Annotated in this window: 16 protein-coding genes and 3 tRNA genes; 7 read left to right on the forward strand and 12 right to left on the reverse strand. The window is 72.6% G+C overall.

Annotated elements, in window-relative coordinates; genetic code table 11:
• Nucleotides 1–132: 132 nt before the first annotated feature.
• A tRNA-Lys gene (locus HEK131_RS04375) sits at nt 133–206 on the reverse strand.
• A 184-nt stretch (nt 207–390) separates the two neighbouring features.
• Between HEK131_RS04375 and HEK131_RS04380 the strand changes: the two genes are divergently transcribed.
• From HEK131_RS04380 to HEK131_RS04395, 4 genes are all read left to right on the forward strand, one after another.
• The gene (locus HEK131_RS04380; RefSeq protein WP_244333730.1) at nt 391–1,683 is read left to right on the forward strand and encodes a peptidoglycan-binding protein; all 1,293 of its coding nucleotides are present in this window, start codon (nt 391–393) and stop codon (nt 1,681–1,683) included.
• Nucleotides 1,684–1,770: 87 nt separating this feature from the next.
• Nucleotides 1,771–2,910, forward strand: coding sequence for an SPFH domain-containing protein (locus HEK131_RS04385; RefSeq protein WP_244333731.1), 1,140 nt, complete (start codon nt 1,771–1,773; stop codon nt 2,908–2,910).
• 122 nt (nt 2,911–3,032) lie between these two features.
• Nucleotides 3,033–3,647, forward strand: a complete 615-nt coding sequence (locus HEK131_RS04390) for a lytic polysaccharide monooxygenase auxiliary activity family 9 protein (RefSeq protein WP_244333732.1) — start codon at nt 3,033–3,035, stop codon at nt 3,645–3,647.
• An 88-nt stretch (nt 3,648–3,735) separates the two neighbouring features.
• Complete coding sequence (locus HEK131_RS04395; RefSeq protein ID WP_244333733.1) at nt 3,736–4,173, forward strand: DUF3592 domain-containing protein; 438 nt, start codon at nt 3,736–3,738, stop codon at nt 4,171–4,173.
• A gap of 47 nt (nt 4,174–4,220) precedes the next feature.
• Here the strand turns inward: HEK131_RS04395 and HEK131_RS04400 are convergent.
• From HEK131_RS04400 to HEK131_RS04430, 7 genes are all read right to left on the reverse strand, one after another.
• Nucleotides 4,221–4,294 (reverse strand) — tRNA-Lys (locus HEK131_RS04400).
• 87 nt (nt 4,295–4,381) lie between these two features.
• Nucleotides 4,382–5,140, reverse strand: a complete 759-nt coding sequence (locus tag HEK131_RS04405) for an IclR family transcriptional regulator (protein ID WP_244333734.1) — start codon at nt 5,138–5,140, stop codon at nt 4,382–4,384.
• A 206-nt stretch (nt 5,141–5,346) separates the two neighbouring features.
• Nucleotides 5,347–6,120, reverse strand: coding sequence for an ectoine/hydroxyectoine ABC transporter ATP-binding protein EhuA (ehuA, locus tag HEK131_RS04410; RefSeq protein WP_244333735.1), 774 nt, complete (start codon nt 6,118–6,120; stop codon nt 5,347–5,349).
• Nucleotides 6,110–6,760 carry an ectoine/hydroxyectoine ABC transporter permease subunit EhuD gene (gene ehuD, locus HEK131_RS04415; protein ID WP_244333736.1) on the reverse strand — a complete coding sequence of 217 codons (651 nt, stop codon included), beginning with the start codon at nt 6,758–6,760 and terminating at the stop codon, nt 6,110–6,112. The genes ehuA and ehuD overlap by 11 nt, the downstream gene beginning before the upstream one ends.
• Nucleotides 6,757–7,473, reverse strand: coding sequence for an ectoine/hydroxyectoine ABC transporter permease subunit EhuC (gene ehuC / locus HEK131_RS04420; protein ID WP_244333737.1), 717 nt, complete (start codon nt 7,471–7,473; stop codon nt 6,757–6,759). Before ehuC ends, ehuD begins: the two co-directional genes overlap by 4 nt.
• Nucleotides 7,470–8,396, reverse strand: a complete 927-nt coding sequence (gene ehuB / locus HEK131_RS04425) for an ectoine/hydroxyectoine ABC transporter substrate-binding protein EhuB (RefSeq protein ID WP_244333738.1) — start codon at nt 8,394–8,396, stop codon at nt 7,470–7,472. Before ehuB ends, ehuC begins: the two co-directional genes overlap by 4 nt.
• A 64-nt stretch (nt 8,397–8,460) precedes the next feature.
• Complete coding sequence (locus HEK131_RS04430; RefSeq protein WP_244333739.1) at nt 8,461–9,417, reverse strand: D-2-hydroxyacid dehydrogenase; 957 nt, start codon at nt 9,415–9,417, stop codon at nt 8,461–8,463.
• A gap of 219 nt (nt 9,418–9,636) precedes the next feature.
• On the opposite strand from HEK131_RS04430, the gene HEK131_RS04435 reads away from it, so the two are divergent.
• Nucleotides 9,637–10,368: a decarboxylase gene (locus tag HEK131_RS04435; protein ID WP_244333740.1), complete on the forward strand. Its 732-nt coding sequence runs from the start codon at nt 9,637–9,639 to the stop codon at nt 10,366–10,368.
• 93 nt (nt 10,369–10,461) lie between these two features.
• A complete protein-coding gene (locus HEK131_RS04440; RefSeq protein WP_161151003.1) occupies nt 10,462–11,550 on the forward strand; it encodes an LLM class flavin-dependent oxidoreductase in 1,089 nt (362 codons plus the stop codon).
• Between the two features lie 28 nt (nt 11,551–11,578).
• Here HEK131_RS04440 and HEK131_RS04445 read toward each other — a convergent pair whose 3' ends face one another.
• The gene (locus tag HEK131_RS04445) at nt 11,579–13,504 is read right to left on the reverse strand and encodes a putative bifunctional diguanylate cyclase/phosphodiesterase (RefSeq protein ID WP_217463162.1); all 1,926 of its coding nucleotides are present in this window, start codon (nt 13,502–13,504) and stop codon (nt 11,579–11,581) included.
• A 369-nt stretch (nt 13,505–13,873) separates the two neighbouring features.
• Here HEK131_RS04445 and HEK131_RS04450 point away from each other — a divergent pair, with 369 nt between their 5' ends.
• Nucleotides 13,874–15,088: a M6 family metalloprotease domain-containing protein gene (locus tag HEK131_RS04450; protein ID WP_217463227.1), complete on the forward strand. Its 1,215-nt coding sequence runs from the start codon at nt 13,874–13,876 to the stop codon at nt 15,086–15,088.
• Between the two features lie 53 nt (nt 15,089–15,141).
• Here the strand turns inward: HEK131_RS04450 and HEK131_RS04455 are convergent.
• The 3 genes from HEK131_RS04455 to HEK131_RS04465 form a co-directional block, all read right to left on the reverse strand.
• Nucleotides 15,142–15,215 (reverse strand) — tRNA-Lys (locus HEK131_RS04455).
• A complete protein-coding gene (locus tag HEK131_RS04460; protein ID WP_347881845.1) occupies nt 15,206–15,874 on the reverse strand; it encodes a bifunctional DNA primase/polymerase in 669 nt (222 codons plus the stop codon). The genes HEK131_RS04455 and HEK131_RS04460 overlap by 10 nt, the downstream gene beginning before the upstream one ends.
• A 217-nt stretch (nt 15,875–16,091) precedes the next feature.
• The gene (locus HEK131_RS04465; protein ID WP_244333742.1) at nt 16,092–16,463 is read right to left on the reverse strand and encodes a hypothetical protein; all 372 of its coding nucleotides are present in this window, start codon (nt 16,461–16,463) and stop codon (nt 16,092–16,094) included.
• Nucleotides 16,464–16,657: the final 194 nt, after the last annotated feature.

Raw genomic sequence — 16,657 nt, forward strand, 5'->3', positions numbered from 1 at the left:
CAACAGGGTTCTACGCCGACGAGCATGATCGCAAGACGCGAAACGTGTTGTTTACCGGTCAAAACCGTTCATTGCGGTGAAAGGAAACGCAAGCAGGCCCCCCGTTCACACGGGGGGCCTGCTTGTTGTCTGTGCGCCGCCAGGGACTCGAACCCCGGACCCGCTGATTAAGAGTCAGCTGCTCTAACCAACTGAGCTAGCGGCGCCTGCTGACGGGAAAACTCTACAGGACCCGCGGGACGCTCCCGACCACCGCTGGTTGCCCGGCGAGTGGTCCGGCGGGGCGTGTGCACCATTCGGACCGTCAACATGCGCGTCACGCGGACAGTTGTGAAACTGATCAACGTGCACACACGCGGACATATCCACCCCGAATGTGAGGCAGATCGCATGACGGCTCCGGCGTTCGAGGAAATCGATCCGGTGAGCGACTGCGACTGCCTCGGCTGCGTCCGGTGGCGGCGGCTCGCCCTGCGGCCGTCGACCGCCCGTCCCGCCGGCCGGTCCACCGCCCGAGGCGCCGTGGTCATGGCCGCCGCCGCGTCCGCCGTCCTCGGCGCGGTCTCCCCGGCGGCCGCCCTCACCTCGGCGCCGCCCCGGCACGCCGCCTCCTACCGTCCCGGCGCCCCGGCGACGGACGGGGGGCCCGCGAGCCCCCAGGGCACCGCCGTCCCCCTGCACGGTCCGGGCGGCTCGCCCGCGCGGCCGCAGGCCAAGACCCCGGCCACCACCCGGACCGCGATCATCAACCGGGCCAAGCTCTGGGTCGACGCGAAGGTGCCGTACAGCACCACCGCGTTCTGGTCGGACGGGTACCGCCAGGACTGCTCGGGCTATGTCTCCATGGCCTGGGGGCTGCTCTCCAACGAGTGGACGGGCAGCCTCGGCCAGTTCGCCGTCAAGATCACCAAGGAGGAACTCCAGCCCGGCGACATCCTGCTCTTCCACAACCCCGCCGACCCCCAGGGCGGCTCGCACGTCGTGATCTTCGGCGGCTGGACGGACCACACCCACACCGCCTACACGGCGTACGAGCAGACGCCGCCCCACACCCGCCGCCAGAGCACGCCCTACGCCTACTGGAACAACAGCGGCAAGTACGTCCCCTACCGCTACAAGGGCGTGACCGCGGGGTCGGCGGGCGCCGAGCCGGAGACCGCGCCGGTGCCCTTCCCCGGCACCTCCTACTTCGGCCCCGGCGCGAACAACAAGTACGTGACCATGCTCGGCGAGATGCTGGTGGCCAGGGGTGGCGGTTCCTACTACGCCACGGGACCCGGACCGGTCTGGGGCGAGGCCGACCGGCGCGCGACCCAGGCGTTCCAGAAGGCCCAGGGCTGGACCGGCTCGGCCGCCGACGGGCTGCCGGGACCGCGCACCTGGGAACTGCTGGTCACCGGCGGCGGCAAGGACATCGCCTCCGGCGCGGCGAGCCCCGGCGGCGTGCCCGCCTTCCCCGGCAAGCAGTACTTCCGGGCGGGCGCCGACAACGCACACGTCACCCGGCTGGGACGGCAACTGGTGAAGAAAGGATTCGGCAGTTTCTACGCCACCGGACCCGGACCGCGCTGGGGCGAGGCGGACCGGCGGGCGGTGGAAGCCTTCCAGCGCGCCCAGGGCTGGCGCGGTGGAACGGCGGACGGCTATCCGGGCCCCGAGACCTGGCGCCGTCTGTTCGCCTGAAGGCGCCGGTCACCCGGGGATTCCGTACTCGCGCGGAATCCCGCATCCCCTGTCATGACGCATCTGGCGCGGAGGCTGGAGGCACCCATGAGCACGACCACACCACACACGCACGAGTCCGAGGACCGACCGGAGAGCCTGCCGGGCGGTGCGGGGGCGGCCGTCCGGGTGCCCCGGCTGATCCACAACGAGGCGACCACCGAGATCCCCGTCCATCTGCTCTTCCGCGACGAGCCCGCCCCCGGCCCACAGGCGCGGCGGCCCGCCGTGGTGAGCCGCCGGCAGGGCACCGGCGAGCAGCCCCGGCTGGAGCGTCCGGCGCCGGTCCGCAGGCGGCCCGAGCTGCGCCCCGACCCGGAGCTCCAGGAGCGTCCGGCGCGGGTGCTGCCCGGCGCGGCCGGGGTGCTGGCCGGGCTCGGCGGGGTCGCCGGGTGCCTGGCCACCTCGTGGTGGGCGGGGGTGCTGCCACCGCTCACGGAACAGGCGCTGGGGCTGCCCGTCCACCCCGGCGCGGGGCTCGGCGCCGCGCAGTGGGCGGCGTACGCGGGCGCCGGGACGGTAGGGCTGTTCGGCTTCGGCGGACTGGCGCGCGGGCGCACCGGGCGGGCCTGGGTGCTGGGCCTGTTCGGCCGCTACCGGGGGACGGTACGGCGTACCGGGCTGCTGTGGATCAACCCGCTGCTGCGGCGGCGCCGGGCCGATGTGCGGCTGCGGCACTGGCGCAGCGGTGCGGTGCCCGCGGCCGACGCCAACGGGGTGGCGCTGCGGGTGGTCGTGCTGGTGGTGTGGCGGGTGCGGGACACCGCCCGGGCGCTGCTCGGGATCGAGGAGCACGAGACCTATCTGCGCGAGTGCGTGGAGGCGGCGCTGGCGCGGGTCCCGGTGGAGCTGCCGGGCGGGGTGCGCAGCGGGGCGGACGCCGCGGGGGACGCGCTGACCCGGCTGGTGGCGGCCGATGTCACGCCGGTCGGGGTGGAGGTGTTCTCCGTGCAGCCGGTACGGGTGGAGTACGCGCCCGAGGTCGCCGCCGCCATGCACCGGCGCCGGATCGCGGCGCTGGACGTCCAGCAGCGGGCCACGATGCTCAGCTCGGTGGTGGACTCGGTCGAGGACACGGTGACCCGGCTGACCACGCGCGGGCTGGTCGAGCTGGACGACCACGAGCGCAAGGTGCTGGTCCGGGACCTCACGGTGGCCTTCTGCTCCGCCCGCTCGGAACCGGTCTGACGAGTGCCGCCGAACGGTATGGACACGTTCAACTCCCGGCAATAATCTGGTACTTGGTCTGGACCTACCGCACAGCTCGGCTCAGTGAACCTTCCCCCACGACGTTCCCCGGGAGCGGCAGCATGCGTACCAGGACCAGGTTGTCAGCGATGTCCGCGGCCGTGCTCGGCATGGCCACGGCCGGCGCCTTCGTTCTCTCCGCCGGCGGTGCCAGCGGCCACGGCTACACCGACCTGCCGATCAGCAGGCAGAAGCTCTGCCAGAACGGCTCCGTGACGAACTGCGGCGACATCCAGTGGGAGCCGCAGAGCGTCGAGGGCCCCAAGGGCTTCCCCGGGTCCGGCCCCGGCGACGGCCAGCTCTGCAGCGGTGGCAACAGCCGCTTCGGCCAGCTCAACGCGGCGAACACCCCCTCGGGCGGCGCCTGGCCCACCACCAGGGTGACCGGCGGGCAGTCGTACACCTTCCGCTGGCAGTTCACCGCCATGCACGCGACCAGCGACTTCACGTACTACGTCACCAAGCAGGGCTGGAACCAGAACCACGCCCTCGCCCGCTCCGACCTCAACCTGACGCCGTTCCTCTCGGTGCCGTACAACGGCCAGCGTCCCCCGTCCACGCTCAGCCACAGCGGCACCCTCCCCAGGGGGCTGACCGGTCACCACATCATCCTCGCGGTGTGGAACGTGGCCGACACGACGAACGCGTTCTACTCCTGCTCGGACGTCACGTTCTGAGCTTCGCTTGAGGCCAACTGCCCCGCCGCATGGGTACGTTCACGGCACGCCGGTCCACCGGAGCGGCGTGCCGACCCAGGGGGGCCTGATGGACGCACTGCTCTACCTCGTGCCCGCGGTGATCACGGCCGGGTGTGTCTTCGGCGTGGTCCAGGTGATCCGCCGCGCGCTGCGCACCAGCGAGCTGTGGGCGCACGGCCTGACGGCCGAGGGGCGCTGCCTGAACACCTACGCGAAGACGAGCGGCGGCAATGACGCGGCCGTGCGCAGCACGCTCCACCACGTGTACGAGTTCACCACCCGCGAGGGCGGGAGGTTCCGGTTCGACGAGGCCGGGGGTGACTCGACCGTGGTGGCGGGCGACCACGTGACGGTCCGCTATCTGGCGGAGCGGCCGCAGTGGGCCACCGCGCTGGAGCCGGCCCGGGGGCGGCTGATCATCGGCACCGGGGTGGTGGTCGTCTTCCTCGGGGTGATGATCGCGGGCTGCGTGCTCTTCGCCGTCTCCGCGCACTCGGCGTTCTAGGAAAACCGCGAGGGCGGGTCGATTTCTCGACCCGCCCTCGGTGGTTGTGCGCCGCCAGGGACTCGAACCCCGGACCCGCTGATTAAGAGTCAGCTGCTCTAACCAACTGAGCTAGCGGCGCATGACTCTCGCCTTCCGCTCTCCGCGGCCGGCGACAGAGAAAATACTACCTGGTCCCCGGGGGTGCTCCGGACCACCGCCGGGGGCGCTACAGGGTCAGCGAGAGCAGGACCGGGGCCGCGTGCCGGTTGAGGGCGTCCGCCGCCTGGCGCAGCCGGTGCGCGCGCTCCACCGGCAGGGAGACGGCCAGGCAGCCGACGGAGGACCCGGCCGTGATCGGGACGGCCGCGCAGACCGTGCCGACCGCGTACTCCTGGAGGTCCAGGACGGGGACCGTGGGCGGCTGGGACTCCAGCCGGGAGAGCAGCAGCTTGTCGCTGGTGATCGTGCGCGAGGTCAGGCGCGCCATCCGATGCCGGGACAGATGGTCGCGCCGGGCGTCGTGGTCCAACTGGGTCAGCAGGCTCTTGCCGACGGCGGTGGCGTGGGCGGAGGAGCGGAAGTCCACCCACTCGTTGACCGCGGGCGCGCCCGGTCCGGCCGCGTACTGGGTGACCTGGACCTCGCCGTCCTCGTACCGGCTGATGTAGACCGCCGCGCCGACCGAGTCGCGCAGCCGGTCCAGGGTGTGCTGGAGCTTCTCGCGCAGCGCGCGCTCGTGGTCGTGCGCCGAGGTGAGGCGGCGCAGGGTTTCGCCGGTGACGTAGGCGCCGTCGGCGGTCTGCTCGACGTACCCCTCGCGGCGCAGCATGCGCAGCAGGGCGGTCAGCCGTCCGTTGTCCAGGCCGGCCTCGCGGGCCAGCCCGGCCCCGGCGATCCCGGCGGGATGGCGGGCGACGGTCTCCAGCACGCGCAGCGCGTCCTGGGCGGAGTGGTACGGGGCGGTCGGCTCGTGCTTCAGCGCCACGGTTTCCCCCTGCGCTCGCTTCCTTGGCCGCGAGATCCGGTCGGCGGATCACTTCCACGATAGCGGGCAAGCGGCCAGCGGGGAGGGGGTGTTGACGGGATCGGGGCACCACCGGCGCCCCTCCGAGCTGCGAAGGCGACCCTCTGGCATATGCCTTGGGCATCACCCAGCCTCTGGACCTCGGCTTCCCGCCTTCACCCCCGCGCTCAGAGCACCGCGCTGAGGAATTCCCGCGTCCGCTCCTGTTCCGGATCGCCGAAGATCTTCTCCGGCGGACCGGACTCCACCACCCGCCCCTGGTCGAACATCAGCACCTGGTCGGAGATGTCCCGCGCGAAGCCCATCTCGTGGGTCACGCAGAGCATGGTGATGTCCGTGCCGCGTGCGATGTCCCGCAGGACGTCCAGCACGCCCGCGACCAGCTCCGGATCGAGCGCACTGGTCACCTCGTCCAGCAGGAGCACCCGCGGCCGCATCGCCAGCGCCCGCGCGATGGCGACCCGCTGCTGCTGGCCGCCGGAGAGCCGGGTGGGCCGCGCGTCGCACTTGTCGGAGAGCCCGACCAGCTCCAGCAGGTCGCGCGCCCTTGCCTCCGCCTCGTCCCTGGACAGCCCCAGCACCCGGACCGGAGCCTCGGTGATGTTGCGCAGCACCGACATGTTCGGGAACAGGTTGAAGTGCTGGAACACCATCCCGATCTTCTTGCGCACCTCCCGGACCTGCTTCTCCGGCGCCGGGAACAGGGCCTGACCGTCCACGGTGATGGTGCCCTCGTCCGGCTCGGTGAGCGTCATCAGCAGGCGCAGGATCGTGGTCTTGCCCGACCCCGAGGGGCCGATCAGGGTCACATGTCTGCCCGCCTCCACGGAGAAGTCGAGCCGGTCCAGCACGGTATTGGCGCCGAAGCGCTTGGTCACCCGGGACAGGCGGATCAGCTCACCGGACGGGGTCTGCTCGGGAAGGGTGATGTCAGCGGGCAAGGCGTCGCTCCAGGGCTCGCAGAAGAAGGGAGGCCAGATAGGACAGGACGATGAAGGCCGCGCCGATCACGGTGAGCGGCTCGGTGAACTGGAAGTTCGCCTGCGAGAAGAGCCGGGCCCGGCCGAGCATCTCCAGCACGGTGATCACCATCAGCATCGGGGTGTCCTTCAGCATGGCGATCACGTAGTTGCCCAGCGCCGGGATCACCCGGCGCAGCGCCTGCGGCAGGACGACGGCCGTCCAGATCCGGTGCCGGGGCAGGCTCAGCGCCGTCGCCGCCTCCCACTGGCCCACCGGCACGGCCTCGATGCCGGCCCGGTAGACCTGCATGGTGTACGTCGAGTAGTGCAGCCCGATGGCGAAGACACCCGTGGTCAGCGCCGAGAAGGTCACACCCCGCTCGGGCAGCACGTAGAAGAGGAAGAACAACTGCACCAGCAGCGGGGTGTCCCGTACGAACTCGGTGACCGCGCCAACCGGCCAGCGCACCCAGCGCGACGGCGCCCGCATCAGCAGCGCCCACACCAGCCCCAGCGAGAACGACAGCACCGAGCCGAGCGCCACCACCTGGAGCGTGACCAGCAGCCCCTGCCAGAAGTACGGCATGAAGTCGCCCACGGCGTTCCAGTCCCACTTCACGCGGCACCACCCACCTTGTCCGCCGGGGCCGGTCCGCTCTCCCGCACCACCGGATCAGGGACGGGCCCCTGGCCCGGCCCGGCCTTCAGCCGCTTCTCCAGCGAGCGCATCAGCCGGGTCAGCCCGAACGCGATCACGAAGTAGATCAGCAGGACGTACGTGTAGATCTCCGCGCTCTGCTGGAGGGCGAGCCGCACCAGGTTGGCGCTGAACGCCAGATCGCCCATGCCCATCACCGACACCAGAGCGGTGCCCTTGAGCAGCTCGATCAGCAGGTTGGAGAACGGCGGGACCATCTCCGGCACCGCCTGCGGCAGCAGGATCAGCCTCAGCCGCTGCCAGGAGGTGAAGCCGAGCGCGACACCGCCCTCGCGCTGCGCCGGGTCGACCGCGTTCAGCGCGCCGCGCACGATCTCCGACCCGTACGCGCCGTACGTCAGCCCCAACGCCAGGGTGCCCGCCCACAGCGGCACCAACTGCCAGCCGAAGGCGATGGGCAGCACGAAGAAAACCCAGAAGATCATCACCAGCGCCGAGGTGCCGCGGAACACCTCGGTGTACAGCCCCGCGAGGAAGCGCACGATCCTGCGCCGGGCGGTGCGCGCGATCCCGACGGCGAAGGACACCGCCGCCGCCAGCAGCGCGCTCAGTACGAGTAGTTGGACGGTCGTCCAGACGCCCCTGAGGACGAGTTCCCACAGTCCCGGGGTCATCCGCCGCACAGCTCCTTCGCGGTGAGGTCCGTCATCTCGGCCGCCGTGAACCCGAACGGACGGAGGATGCGCAGCAGTTCACCGGTCCGCTTCAGCTCGCGCAGCTCGGTGTTGAAGGCGTCCCGCAGCCGGGTCTCGACGGGCCGGAAGGCGAACGCGCCCCCGTCCACGTGCCGTTCGCCCTTCACCAGCGGCGCGAACGGCTCGGTGGCCTCCGCCTTCCGGGACTTTCCGACCACCTCGCGGACGGTGAGCGCCGTACCGGCGAACACGTCGACCCGGCCGGCCTCCACCGCGTTCAGCCCGGCGACCTGGTCCGGCACGATCAGGACGTCGCTCTCCCGGTAGCCCGCCTCGACCGCGTACCGGATCTCGGCGTACCCGGCGCCGGTGGCGAACCTCGCCTTCCTCTCCACCACGTCCCGGTACGAGTTCAGGCCCTTGGGGTTGCCCTTGCGGACGATGAAGGAGTCCTTCATCTGGTAGTCCGGGTCGGCGAAGATCACCTGGCGGCAGCGTTCGGGGTTGACGTACATCCCGGCGGCCACGACGTCGAACTGCTGGGAGTTCAGGCCGGGTATGAGCGAACCGAACTCCGTCGGCACCGGCTGCGTCCGCTCCACCCCGAGCCGCTTGAAGATCACTCTGGCCAGTTCGGGCGCCTCCCCGGTCAGCCGGCCGTCCCGGTCGATGAACCCGAAGGGCACCTCACCGGCGATTCCCAGCCGCACGACACCCTGGGCGCGCAGCCGGTCCAGCAGATCGCCGCCCCTCTCGCCGGACGCGGCCGCCACCCGCGTACAGCCCGCCGCACCCAGCGCTCCCACCCCGCCCAGTGCCAGTGCGCCCAGGAGCACCGCCCGTCTCTCTCTCAGGCGCACCGGCCGGAATCTTTCCGTGTCCTTGCCAAGTCGAGAAGCCATGGCGGCGCCGCTACCCAGGCCCGCACGGGTCATGCGCGTCGATTTCCCGCCGTGCGGGGGGAGTTCAGTGCCCCGGCACGTACCCGCGCTTCTTGTCCACCACGTTGACCAGCGGTCTCCCGGCCGCCCAGCGCTCGTACAGGTCCACGAACTGCGCGCCCAGTTCGTCCCGCCAGCCGACCGTGTCGCCGCTCATGTGCGGGGAGAGGAGCAGTCCGGGCAGGTCCCACAAGGTGCTGTCCGCGGGCAGGGGTTCGGTGGCGAGGACGTCCAGGGCCGCGCCCGCGATCCAGCGTCTGCGCAGCGCCTCGGCGAGCGCCGCCTCGTCCACCAGCTCGCCCCGGCCGACGTTGACGAACACCGCCGAGGGCTGCATCACCCCGAAGCGGTGCGCGTCGAACATGCCGCGCGTCCGCTCGGTCAGCGGGGCGGCGGCGATCACCCAGTCCGCGCGGGCGATCAGCCGGTCCAGGTCGGCCGGGCCGTGCACGCCGGTGAGCGGCACCCGTCCCACCAGCGCGGGCGTCACCCCGAGCGCCTTCAGGGTGCGGGCGATCGCCCGGCCGATGGGTCCCGAGCCGACCACGCAGGCGCGGGTGCCCGCCACCCGGCGCGTCTCCCGGTGCCGCCAGAGGCGCTCCCGCTGGAACTCCACCGTGCGCGGCAGGTCCTTGGCCGCCGCCAGCACCAGCGCGGCCACGTACTCGGCCACCGGCTGGTCGAAGACACCGCGCGCGTTGGTCACCACCGTGTCGGAGGCGGTCAGTTCGGGGCACATCAGATGGTCCACGCCCGCGCTCGCCGTGTGCACCCAGGCCGGGCGCGGCCCCTCGCCGGGCCAGGCTTCGCGTACCGCCCGCGACCGGAAGTCCCACACCAGCAGCACGTCCGCCTCCGGCAGCAGCGCGGCCAGACCGTCTTCGCCGGTGTGCACGACGCGGGCCCGGCCGGTGAGCCGGCCCAGCCTCGGCGGCGGATCGGCGTCCAGCACCAGCAGGGTGGGACGGGTCGGGACGGTCATCGGCCTGTCACCTCCCGTCTCCCGCGCGGCCGCCCACGCTGGCACGGGCACCCGGCGCCGTCAACGGGCCGCGCCCTACAGGGGGCGATCCGGCTCCCGCTGGGTACCCGAACCTCCAGCGGGGGTGCCCGTACCGCCGTGCGGGCCACGCGGGGCGCCCTCGCGGGAACCGGGGGAAGACGCAGGGAAGGCCCCTGAGTAACACGGAGAAAGGCCGACATGACAGCAATCGGATTCCTCTGTCCGGGCCATCGCGGCGAGGACGACTATCCGCGCGTCGAGCAACTGCTCGCCGGCGCGGTCCGGCTGGACCTGGTCCACACCGGCACCGGCGAGGACGCCCACACGGTGGACCCGCTGCACGGCGCGGACTTCGCCGGACGGCTCACGGCCGCCATGGAGGGACTGCGGCTGACCGGCGCCGAGGCGGTGGTCTGGACGAGCCCGGCGGGCGGCTTCGCGCACGGCTGGAAGGGCGCGCACGCCGAGGCGACGGAACTGGCCCGGCAGGCCGGGCTGCCCGCCTCCTCCACCTCGCTGGGCTTCGTGCACGCCGCCCAGGCGCTCGGTGTCCGCAAGGTCGCCGTCGCCCACGCCTACCCGCCCGGGACCGCCGAGCGCTTCCGGGTGTTCCTCGGTGACGGCGGGCTGGAGGTGACCGGCGCCGACGAGCCCGACGCCACCACCGCCGAGCGCGCCGTCGACGGCGGCGAGGCGGAGCTGCTGGCCCTGGCACGCGCCGCCGACACCCCGGACGCCGAGGCGGTGCTGCTGCCCGACACCGCGCTGCGCACCGTCGCCCACCTGGCCGCGCTGGAGGCCGCGCTCGCCAAGCCGGTGCTCACGGCGTGCCAGGTCTCGGTGTGGGAGGGGCTGCGGCTGGCCGATCGCCGGCTGCGCACCGACACCCTCGGCATCCTCTTCACCCGCGACCCCGTCGTACAGCTCTGACCAGCCCCTCGGCACGGCCGGGGGAATAAGCGGGGACTGCCTCCTGTTGTGGCACGACAGGACAGAGCACGCCGTAAACAGGAGGCATCCACCGTGTCGGCAGACGAGATCCGGGGCGCCGTGCACGGCACCGCCCCCGTCCCCCTCTCCGTACTCGACCTGGTCACCGTGGGAGCCGGGAGCACCGCTTCCGACGCGCTGCGCACCAGCGTGGAGCTGGCCCGGTTCTCCGAGGCGCGCGGCTTCCACCGCTACTGGGTCGCCGAGCACCACTCCATGCCGGGCGTCGCCTCCTCCTCGCCCGCCGTGATCCTGGCCAACCTCGCCGCCCACACCGACCGCATCCGGCTCGGCTCGGGCGGCGTCATGCTGCCCAACCACGCCCCGCTGGTCATCGCCGAGCAGTTCGGCACCCTGGAGGCCATGGCACCGGGCCGGATCGACCTGGGCCTCGGCCGGGCGCCGGGCACGGACGGGGCGACCGCGGCCGCGCTGCGCCGCTCCGACACCCTGAACGAGGGCGCCGACGACTTCCCGCAGCAGCTCGCCGAACTCACCCGCTTCCTCGACGACGACTTCCCCGACGGGCACCCCTACGCCCGTATCCACGCCATCCCCGGCCCCGTGCAGGGCAGTACGCCCGGCGGGGTGCAGTCGCCGCACCGGCCGGTGATCTGGCTGCTCGGCTCCTCCGGCTTCAGCGCCCAGTTGGCCGGAATGCTGGGCCTGCCCTTCGCCTTCGCGCACCACTTCTCGGCGCAGAACACCATCCCGGCGCTCGACCTGTACCGGGAGACCTTCCGCCCCTCCGAGGTGCTGTCCGAGCCGTACGCCCTCATCGGCGTCTCCGCGCTCGCCACCGACGACGAGGCCGAGGCCGGCCGCCAGGTCCGCGCGACCGCGCTCAACATGCTCCGGCTGCGCATGGGCCGCCCCGGACTCTTCCCCGACCCCGAGGACGCCGCCCGGCACGAATTCAGCCCGATGGAGGAGGAGTTCGCGGCCTCCTTCACCCGCAACATCGTGCACGGCACCGCCGACGAGGTCCGCGCGGGTCTGGACGACCTCCAGAAGCGCACCGGCGCCGACGAGCTGATGCTCACCAGCCACGCCCACCGCGGCGAGCTGCGGCTGCGCTCCTACGAGCTGATCGCCGACGCCTACGGCCTGCCCGCCGCGTAGCTCCGCACCCCAGGGGGTGTCTTGTCGGTCAGGCCGGGCTCGCGGCGCCTGGCACCGCACCTCGCGGCGTTGTCGTCGGTTGCCGATGCTCCGCGTCGACGCCCTCCTCCGCCTTGCGATGCACGGCACCGGACGCCGCTCCCTGACCCGGCCTGACCGACGAGACACCCCCGAGCAGCTCCGTGATGCGGTCCGGCGGCACCGGGCGGGAGTACAGCCAGCCCTGCCCGGTGTCGCAGCCGATCCGGCGCAGCCGGGTGGCCTGCGCGGAGGTCTCCACGCACTCCGCGGTGACGGTCAGCCCGAGCCGGTGGGCGAGCTGGATCATCGCCTCCACGATCACCTCGTCGGCCGGGTTGGCGCCCGCGCCCGCCGGGCCGGGGTCACCGCCCTCGTACTGGAAGCCGCGCACGAAGGAGCCGTCCAGCTTCAGCACCGAGACCGGGAGCCGGCTGAGGTAGGCGAGGTTGGAGTAGCCGGTGCCGAAGTCGTCGATGGCGATGCGCACGCCCATGTCGCTGAGGGCCTGGAGCGCCTGGATCGGGCGGCCGCCGGAGCCCATCACGGCCGACTCGGTCAGCTCCAGTTGGAGCAGGTGCGGGGCGAGCCCGGTCTCCCTGAGCGTGCCGGCCACGTCCGCCACCAGGTCGGAGTCCCACACCTGGCGCACGGCCACGTTCACGCTGACGAAGATGGGCGGCTCGTCCGGATGGGCGAGCTGCCACTGCCGGGCCTGGCGGCAGGCGGTGACGAGCGCCCAGCGGCCGAGCTGCACGATCGAGCCGTCCTCCTCGGCCAGTTGGATGAACCGGTTCGGCGTCAGCATCCCGAACTGCGGGTGATGCCAGCGCACCAGCGCCTCCACCCCGCTCAGCCGCCCGTCCTCCATGCCGACCAGCGGCTGGTACTCCAGCGCGAACTCCCCGCGCTCGATGGCCGGGCGCAGCGTCGAGGACAGGGCCTGACGGGTGACGCGGTGCGCGTTGCGCTCGGGGTCGAACAGGGTCCAGCGGGCCTTGCCGTCCGCCTTCGCCCAGTACAGCGTGGTGTCGGCGGCCTGCATCAGACCGGTCGCCGTCGTCCCGGCCGTGTTCCGCTCGACCACCCCGATGGACGCGGTCAGCGACAGCCGCCGGCCCGCCAGGTCGAACGGCTCCTCCAGCGCCCGCAGCGCGGAGGCGGCCAGGTCGGAGAGCTGCTCGGTGCCGGTGGAGTCCTCCACGAGCAGCGCGAACTCGTCCCCGCCGAGCCGGGCCACCAGCGGGGCGCCGGCCCGCGCGTCCTCGGTCTCCTCGGCCACATGGGTCAGCCGCTTGGCCACGGCCTCCAGCAGCCGGTCGCCGACGCGGTGGCCCAGGGTGTCGTTGACCGCCTTGAAGCCGTCGAGGTCCAGACAGCACAGGCCGATCCGCCCGGTCCCGGTGCCGTCCTCCGGGTCCGCCTCCAGCGCGGCCGACAGCCGCTCGAAGAACAGGGTGCGGTTGGGCAGCCGGGTCACCGGGTCGTGCATCCGCAAGTGCCGCAGGCGCGCCTGGAGTTCACGGCGGGCGCTGATGTCGGAGACGGACAGCAGGGCGCCCGGTGTGCCCTCGGTCAGCGGGGTGACGGTGATCCGCACCCACACCGGGTCGCCGTCCGGCTGCTTGAGGCGCCGGGTGCAGCGCAGCCGGTCCTGGCGGCCGCCGAGCACCTCGCGGTAGGCGTGCCGGGTGCGCGGGTCGGGGGCCAGGTCGACGAGGTCGGCCGCGGGGCGTCCGGCCAGCGCCTCGGCGGTGGTTCCCAGCAGCGCCCCCAGGGCGGTGTTGGCGTGTGCGACCAACCCGTCCGGGGTCACCACGGCCATGGGGAGCGGGGCCGTCGTGAAGACGCGGTGGTAGGTCATGGGGTCACCGTCTGTGACGGCTGACCGGTCGAGGTCTGCCGCGGGCGTCGGCCCTTCGGACGTTCCGCTCACCGCTCGCTCCCGCAGTGCACTCGATCCCTGTCCGTGCCGGAAAGTGTGCCGATCATAGAGGCTGGTCCCGGCCCCTTCCAGCCGGTCTCCAGTGTCCCCGATCGGCCCGCCCTCCTGACAGATCGTTTCTGCCCGGACCTGGACGGGTTCTTGAGGCCCACGACCACTTGTGACGTTCCGTGAGTGGTTCGGGGTGTCGGTCACCGGGTGACCACCGGGCGGGCAAACGGGCGTACTCACCCTTCCGGTTCAGGTAAACAGGGCATAGCGCAACATAAGCACACAGTCTGGGTGGCGGTGTCCCGTGAACCGCATCCGGAGGTCCCTGACGTGCCCAAGCTGCGCAGCACCGCCGCCGTGGCCACCACGATGTCGGCGCTCGCCGCGACCTCGATCCTGTCCGGCCCCTCGGTGGCCGAACCCTTCTCGCCCGAGCCCTGCGCGCTGCACCGCACCGACGCCCACCACTCCGAGGGCCTGGACACCTGGAACTCCGCCTACCCCCGCCCCGAGGGCCGGCTCGACGCGGCCCTGGTCTTCCTGTCCTTCCCGGACGCCGCCCCGCGCACCACCCCCGCCGAGCTGACCGCCGACCACTTCCCGGCCACCAGCCGCTACTTCGAGCAGTCCTCCTACGGCCGCTTCACCCTGCGCCCGCACCCGCTGGACCGCTGGCTGCGGATGCCGCGCCCGTCGACCGCGTACGCCATAAGGCGGGACTGGGCGGCCTCGGACCGCTCCGCCTACCTGCGGGACGCGTTCGCGGTGGCCGACAAGGCGCTGGACTTCTCCCGCTACGACGTGGTCTACCTGGTGGCCGACCCGGACGCGCCCGGCGTGGACTCCGACGCCACCAAGGTGGTCAACCTCGACTCGCCCGTCCGGCTGGACGGCACCGACGTACGCCGGGTCGTCACGGTCTTCGAGCAGCACCCGCCCGACCGGCTGGTGCTGGCCCACGAGACCGGGCACGTCTTCGACCTCCCGGACCTCTACCACCGCCCGACCGACAACAAGGGCGACTGGGACACCCACGTCGGCGACTGGGACCTGATGGGCAGCCAGTTCGGAGAGGCTCCGGACCTGTTCGGCTGGCACAAGTGGAAGCTGGGCTGGCTGGACCCCCGCCAGGTGGCGTGCGTACGGGGGACGGGCCCGACCCGGCTCACGCTGGAGCCGCTCGCCGCCGGGCCCGGGGTCCCGGTGCGCGGCGCGACCGGGGTGCCGGCCTTCGGGCTCGGGAACGGGACCAAGCTCGCCGTCGTGCGCACCGGTCCGGACAGCGCCCTCGCCTTCGAGGCGCGCGCCCCGGCCGGGAACGACCGTACGGCGTGCAGGCAGGGCATCCTCGTCTACCGGGTGCGCGCCGACGTCGAGTCCGGGGAGGGGCCGGTGGAGGTGGTGGACGCGCATCCGCGCAGCGAGGCGTGCTGGGAGAACTCCGTCTATCCGCCGCTGGCCGACGCGCCCGTCTCGCCCGGGGAGAGCTTCACGGTGCCGGGGGACGGGGTGCGGGTGGAGGTCGAGGAGCGCACGGCGGCCGGGGCGTGGACGGTCCGGATCACGCCGGGGGAGGGTGCTTGAGCGCACGAGGGCACGCGAAAGGCCCCCGCTCGCGCGAGGGCCTTCGTTGTCTGTGCGCCGCCAGGGACTCGAACCCCGGACCCGCTGATTAAGAGTCAGCTGCTCTAACCAACTGAGCTAGCGGCGCCTGCTGACGTCGTAGACCTTAGCACCCTGGTCGGCGGGAGGAAAAATCGATATCCGGGCCGCCGTGCGGGCCGCGCGCACCGCCGCCCAGAGCACCACCTCGGGGCCGGGCAGCCAGGGGTGCCGGGTGTCCGGGGCGACCAGCCACCGGGAGCCCGCGGGGGCCGCGGCGGCGTCGCCCTCCAGCGCCGGGACGGTCACCGCGTCCCCGGTGCCGTGACACAGCAGCGGCGGGACGGCGTGGGTACGCGGTCCCCACTCCTCCCAGGCCAGCAGCGAGGGCAGCCGCTGGGCCGTACCGGGTGCCGCGAACAGCAGCGTCCGGCCCCGGTGCACCGCGACCGGGCCGCAGCCCGGCCCCTCCTCCCACAGCCGGTCCAGCATCCGGCGCCCGAAGACCGCGGGCGCGCTCACCACGTCGAAGACCGTGCCGCAAGGCAGTACGACGGGAGCGCCGGGCCGCTCCTCCCAGAAGGCGAGCGTGCTGCGCGGATACGTTCCGGCGGAGGCGAGCCAGGCGGCTCCCTCGGCGGTGGCGGCGGTGACGTCCGGTGCACTGGTCATGCACACAGATCTACCGCCGGTGAGCGGATGGTTTCCCTGGGTTGCGGAAATTGGGGACACCAAGGGGCGGGAGGGGGTATCTTGCCCGCCTGGCATATGCCAGGTGCGTCGGGCGTTCCGCTCGGCCCCAGGGCCTGTCTTCCGGATCTTGCCGCGGTCGCGGGGTCTGGCACGCACATCTGCGGCGTTGTCGTCACTCGCCGACGCTCCGCGTCGACTCCCTCCTCCGCCTTGCAGCTGCACGCACCAGACCCCACTCGGGTCGGCCAGAAGGCGCCGTAGGCCCGAGCCGGCCTGATCCGGAAGAAAGGCCCTAGCGCGGATCGGCCGCCCTACGACCCTCGGGGTCGGCGCCCCGCATGAGGTCCCTGCCGAACTCCACCATCTTCTTGGCGTAGTCCTCGGTCCACTCCGCGCGCTCGGCGATGTCCGCCGCCGTCAGCCGGTCGAACCGGCGCGGGTCGGCGAGCTGGGCCGCCGCCACGGCCTGGAACTCCATGGCCCGGTCGGCCGCCGCCCGGAACGCCTGGGTCAGCTCGGTGGCCCGCGTCAGCAGCGCGCGCGGGTCGTCGATCGACTCCAGGTCGAAGAAGTGCTCCGGATCGGCGGCCGCCTCCGCGGGCTCGAAGAGCAGGGGCGCGGGGCGTAGCCGCGGTTCGTTCCGACGCGGCGAGGGCTCCGCCATGTCTTCATCTCCTCCTCGTACGTTCGCTTGCACTGGGCCCCGCCTGCGGCCGGACCACCGTCCATTGTCCCGCGCCGACGCAAGAGGGCCCCAGGGCCAGGCATGCACCCACGGTCAGGGCCGGTGGCTCACCCGGTGTTCGGCCAGGTGTGCCAGGACCGCGTGGTTGGCCTCCCAGCCGTCCGGACTGTGTC

The organism is Streptomyces seoulensis (genome assembly GCF_022846655.1).
In the GTDB taxonomy this organism is placed as follows: domain Bacteria; phylum Actinomycetota; class Actinomycetes; order Streptomycetales; family Streptomycetaceae; genus Streptomyces.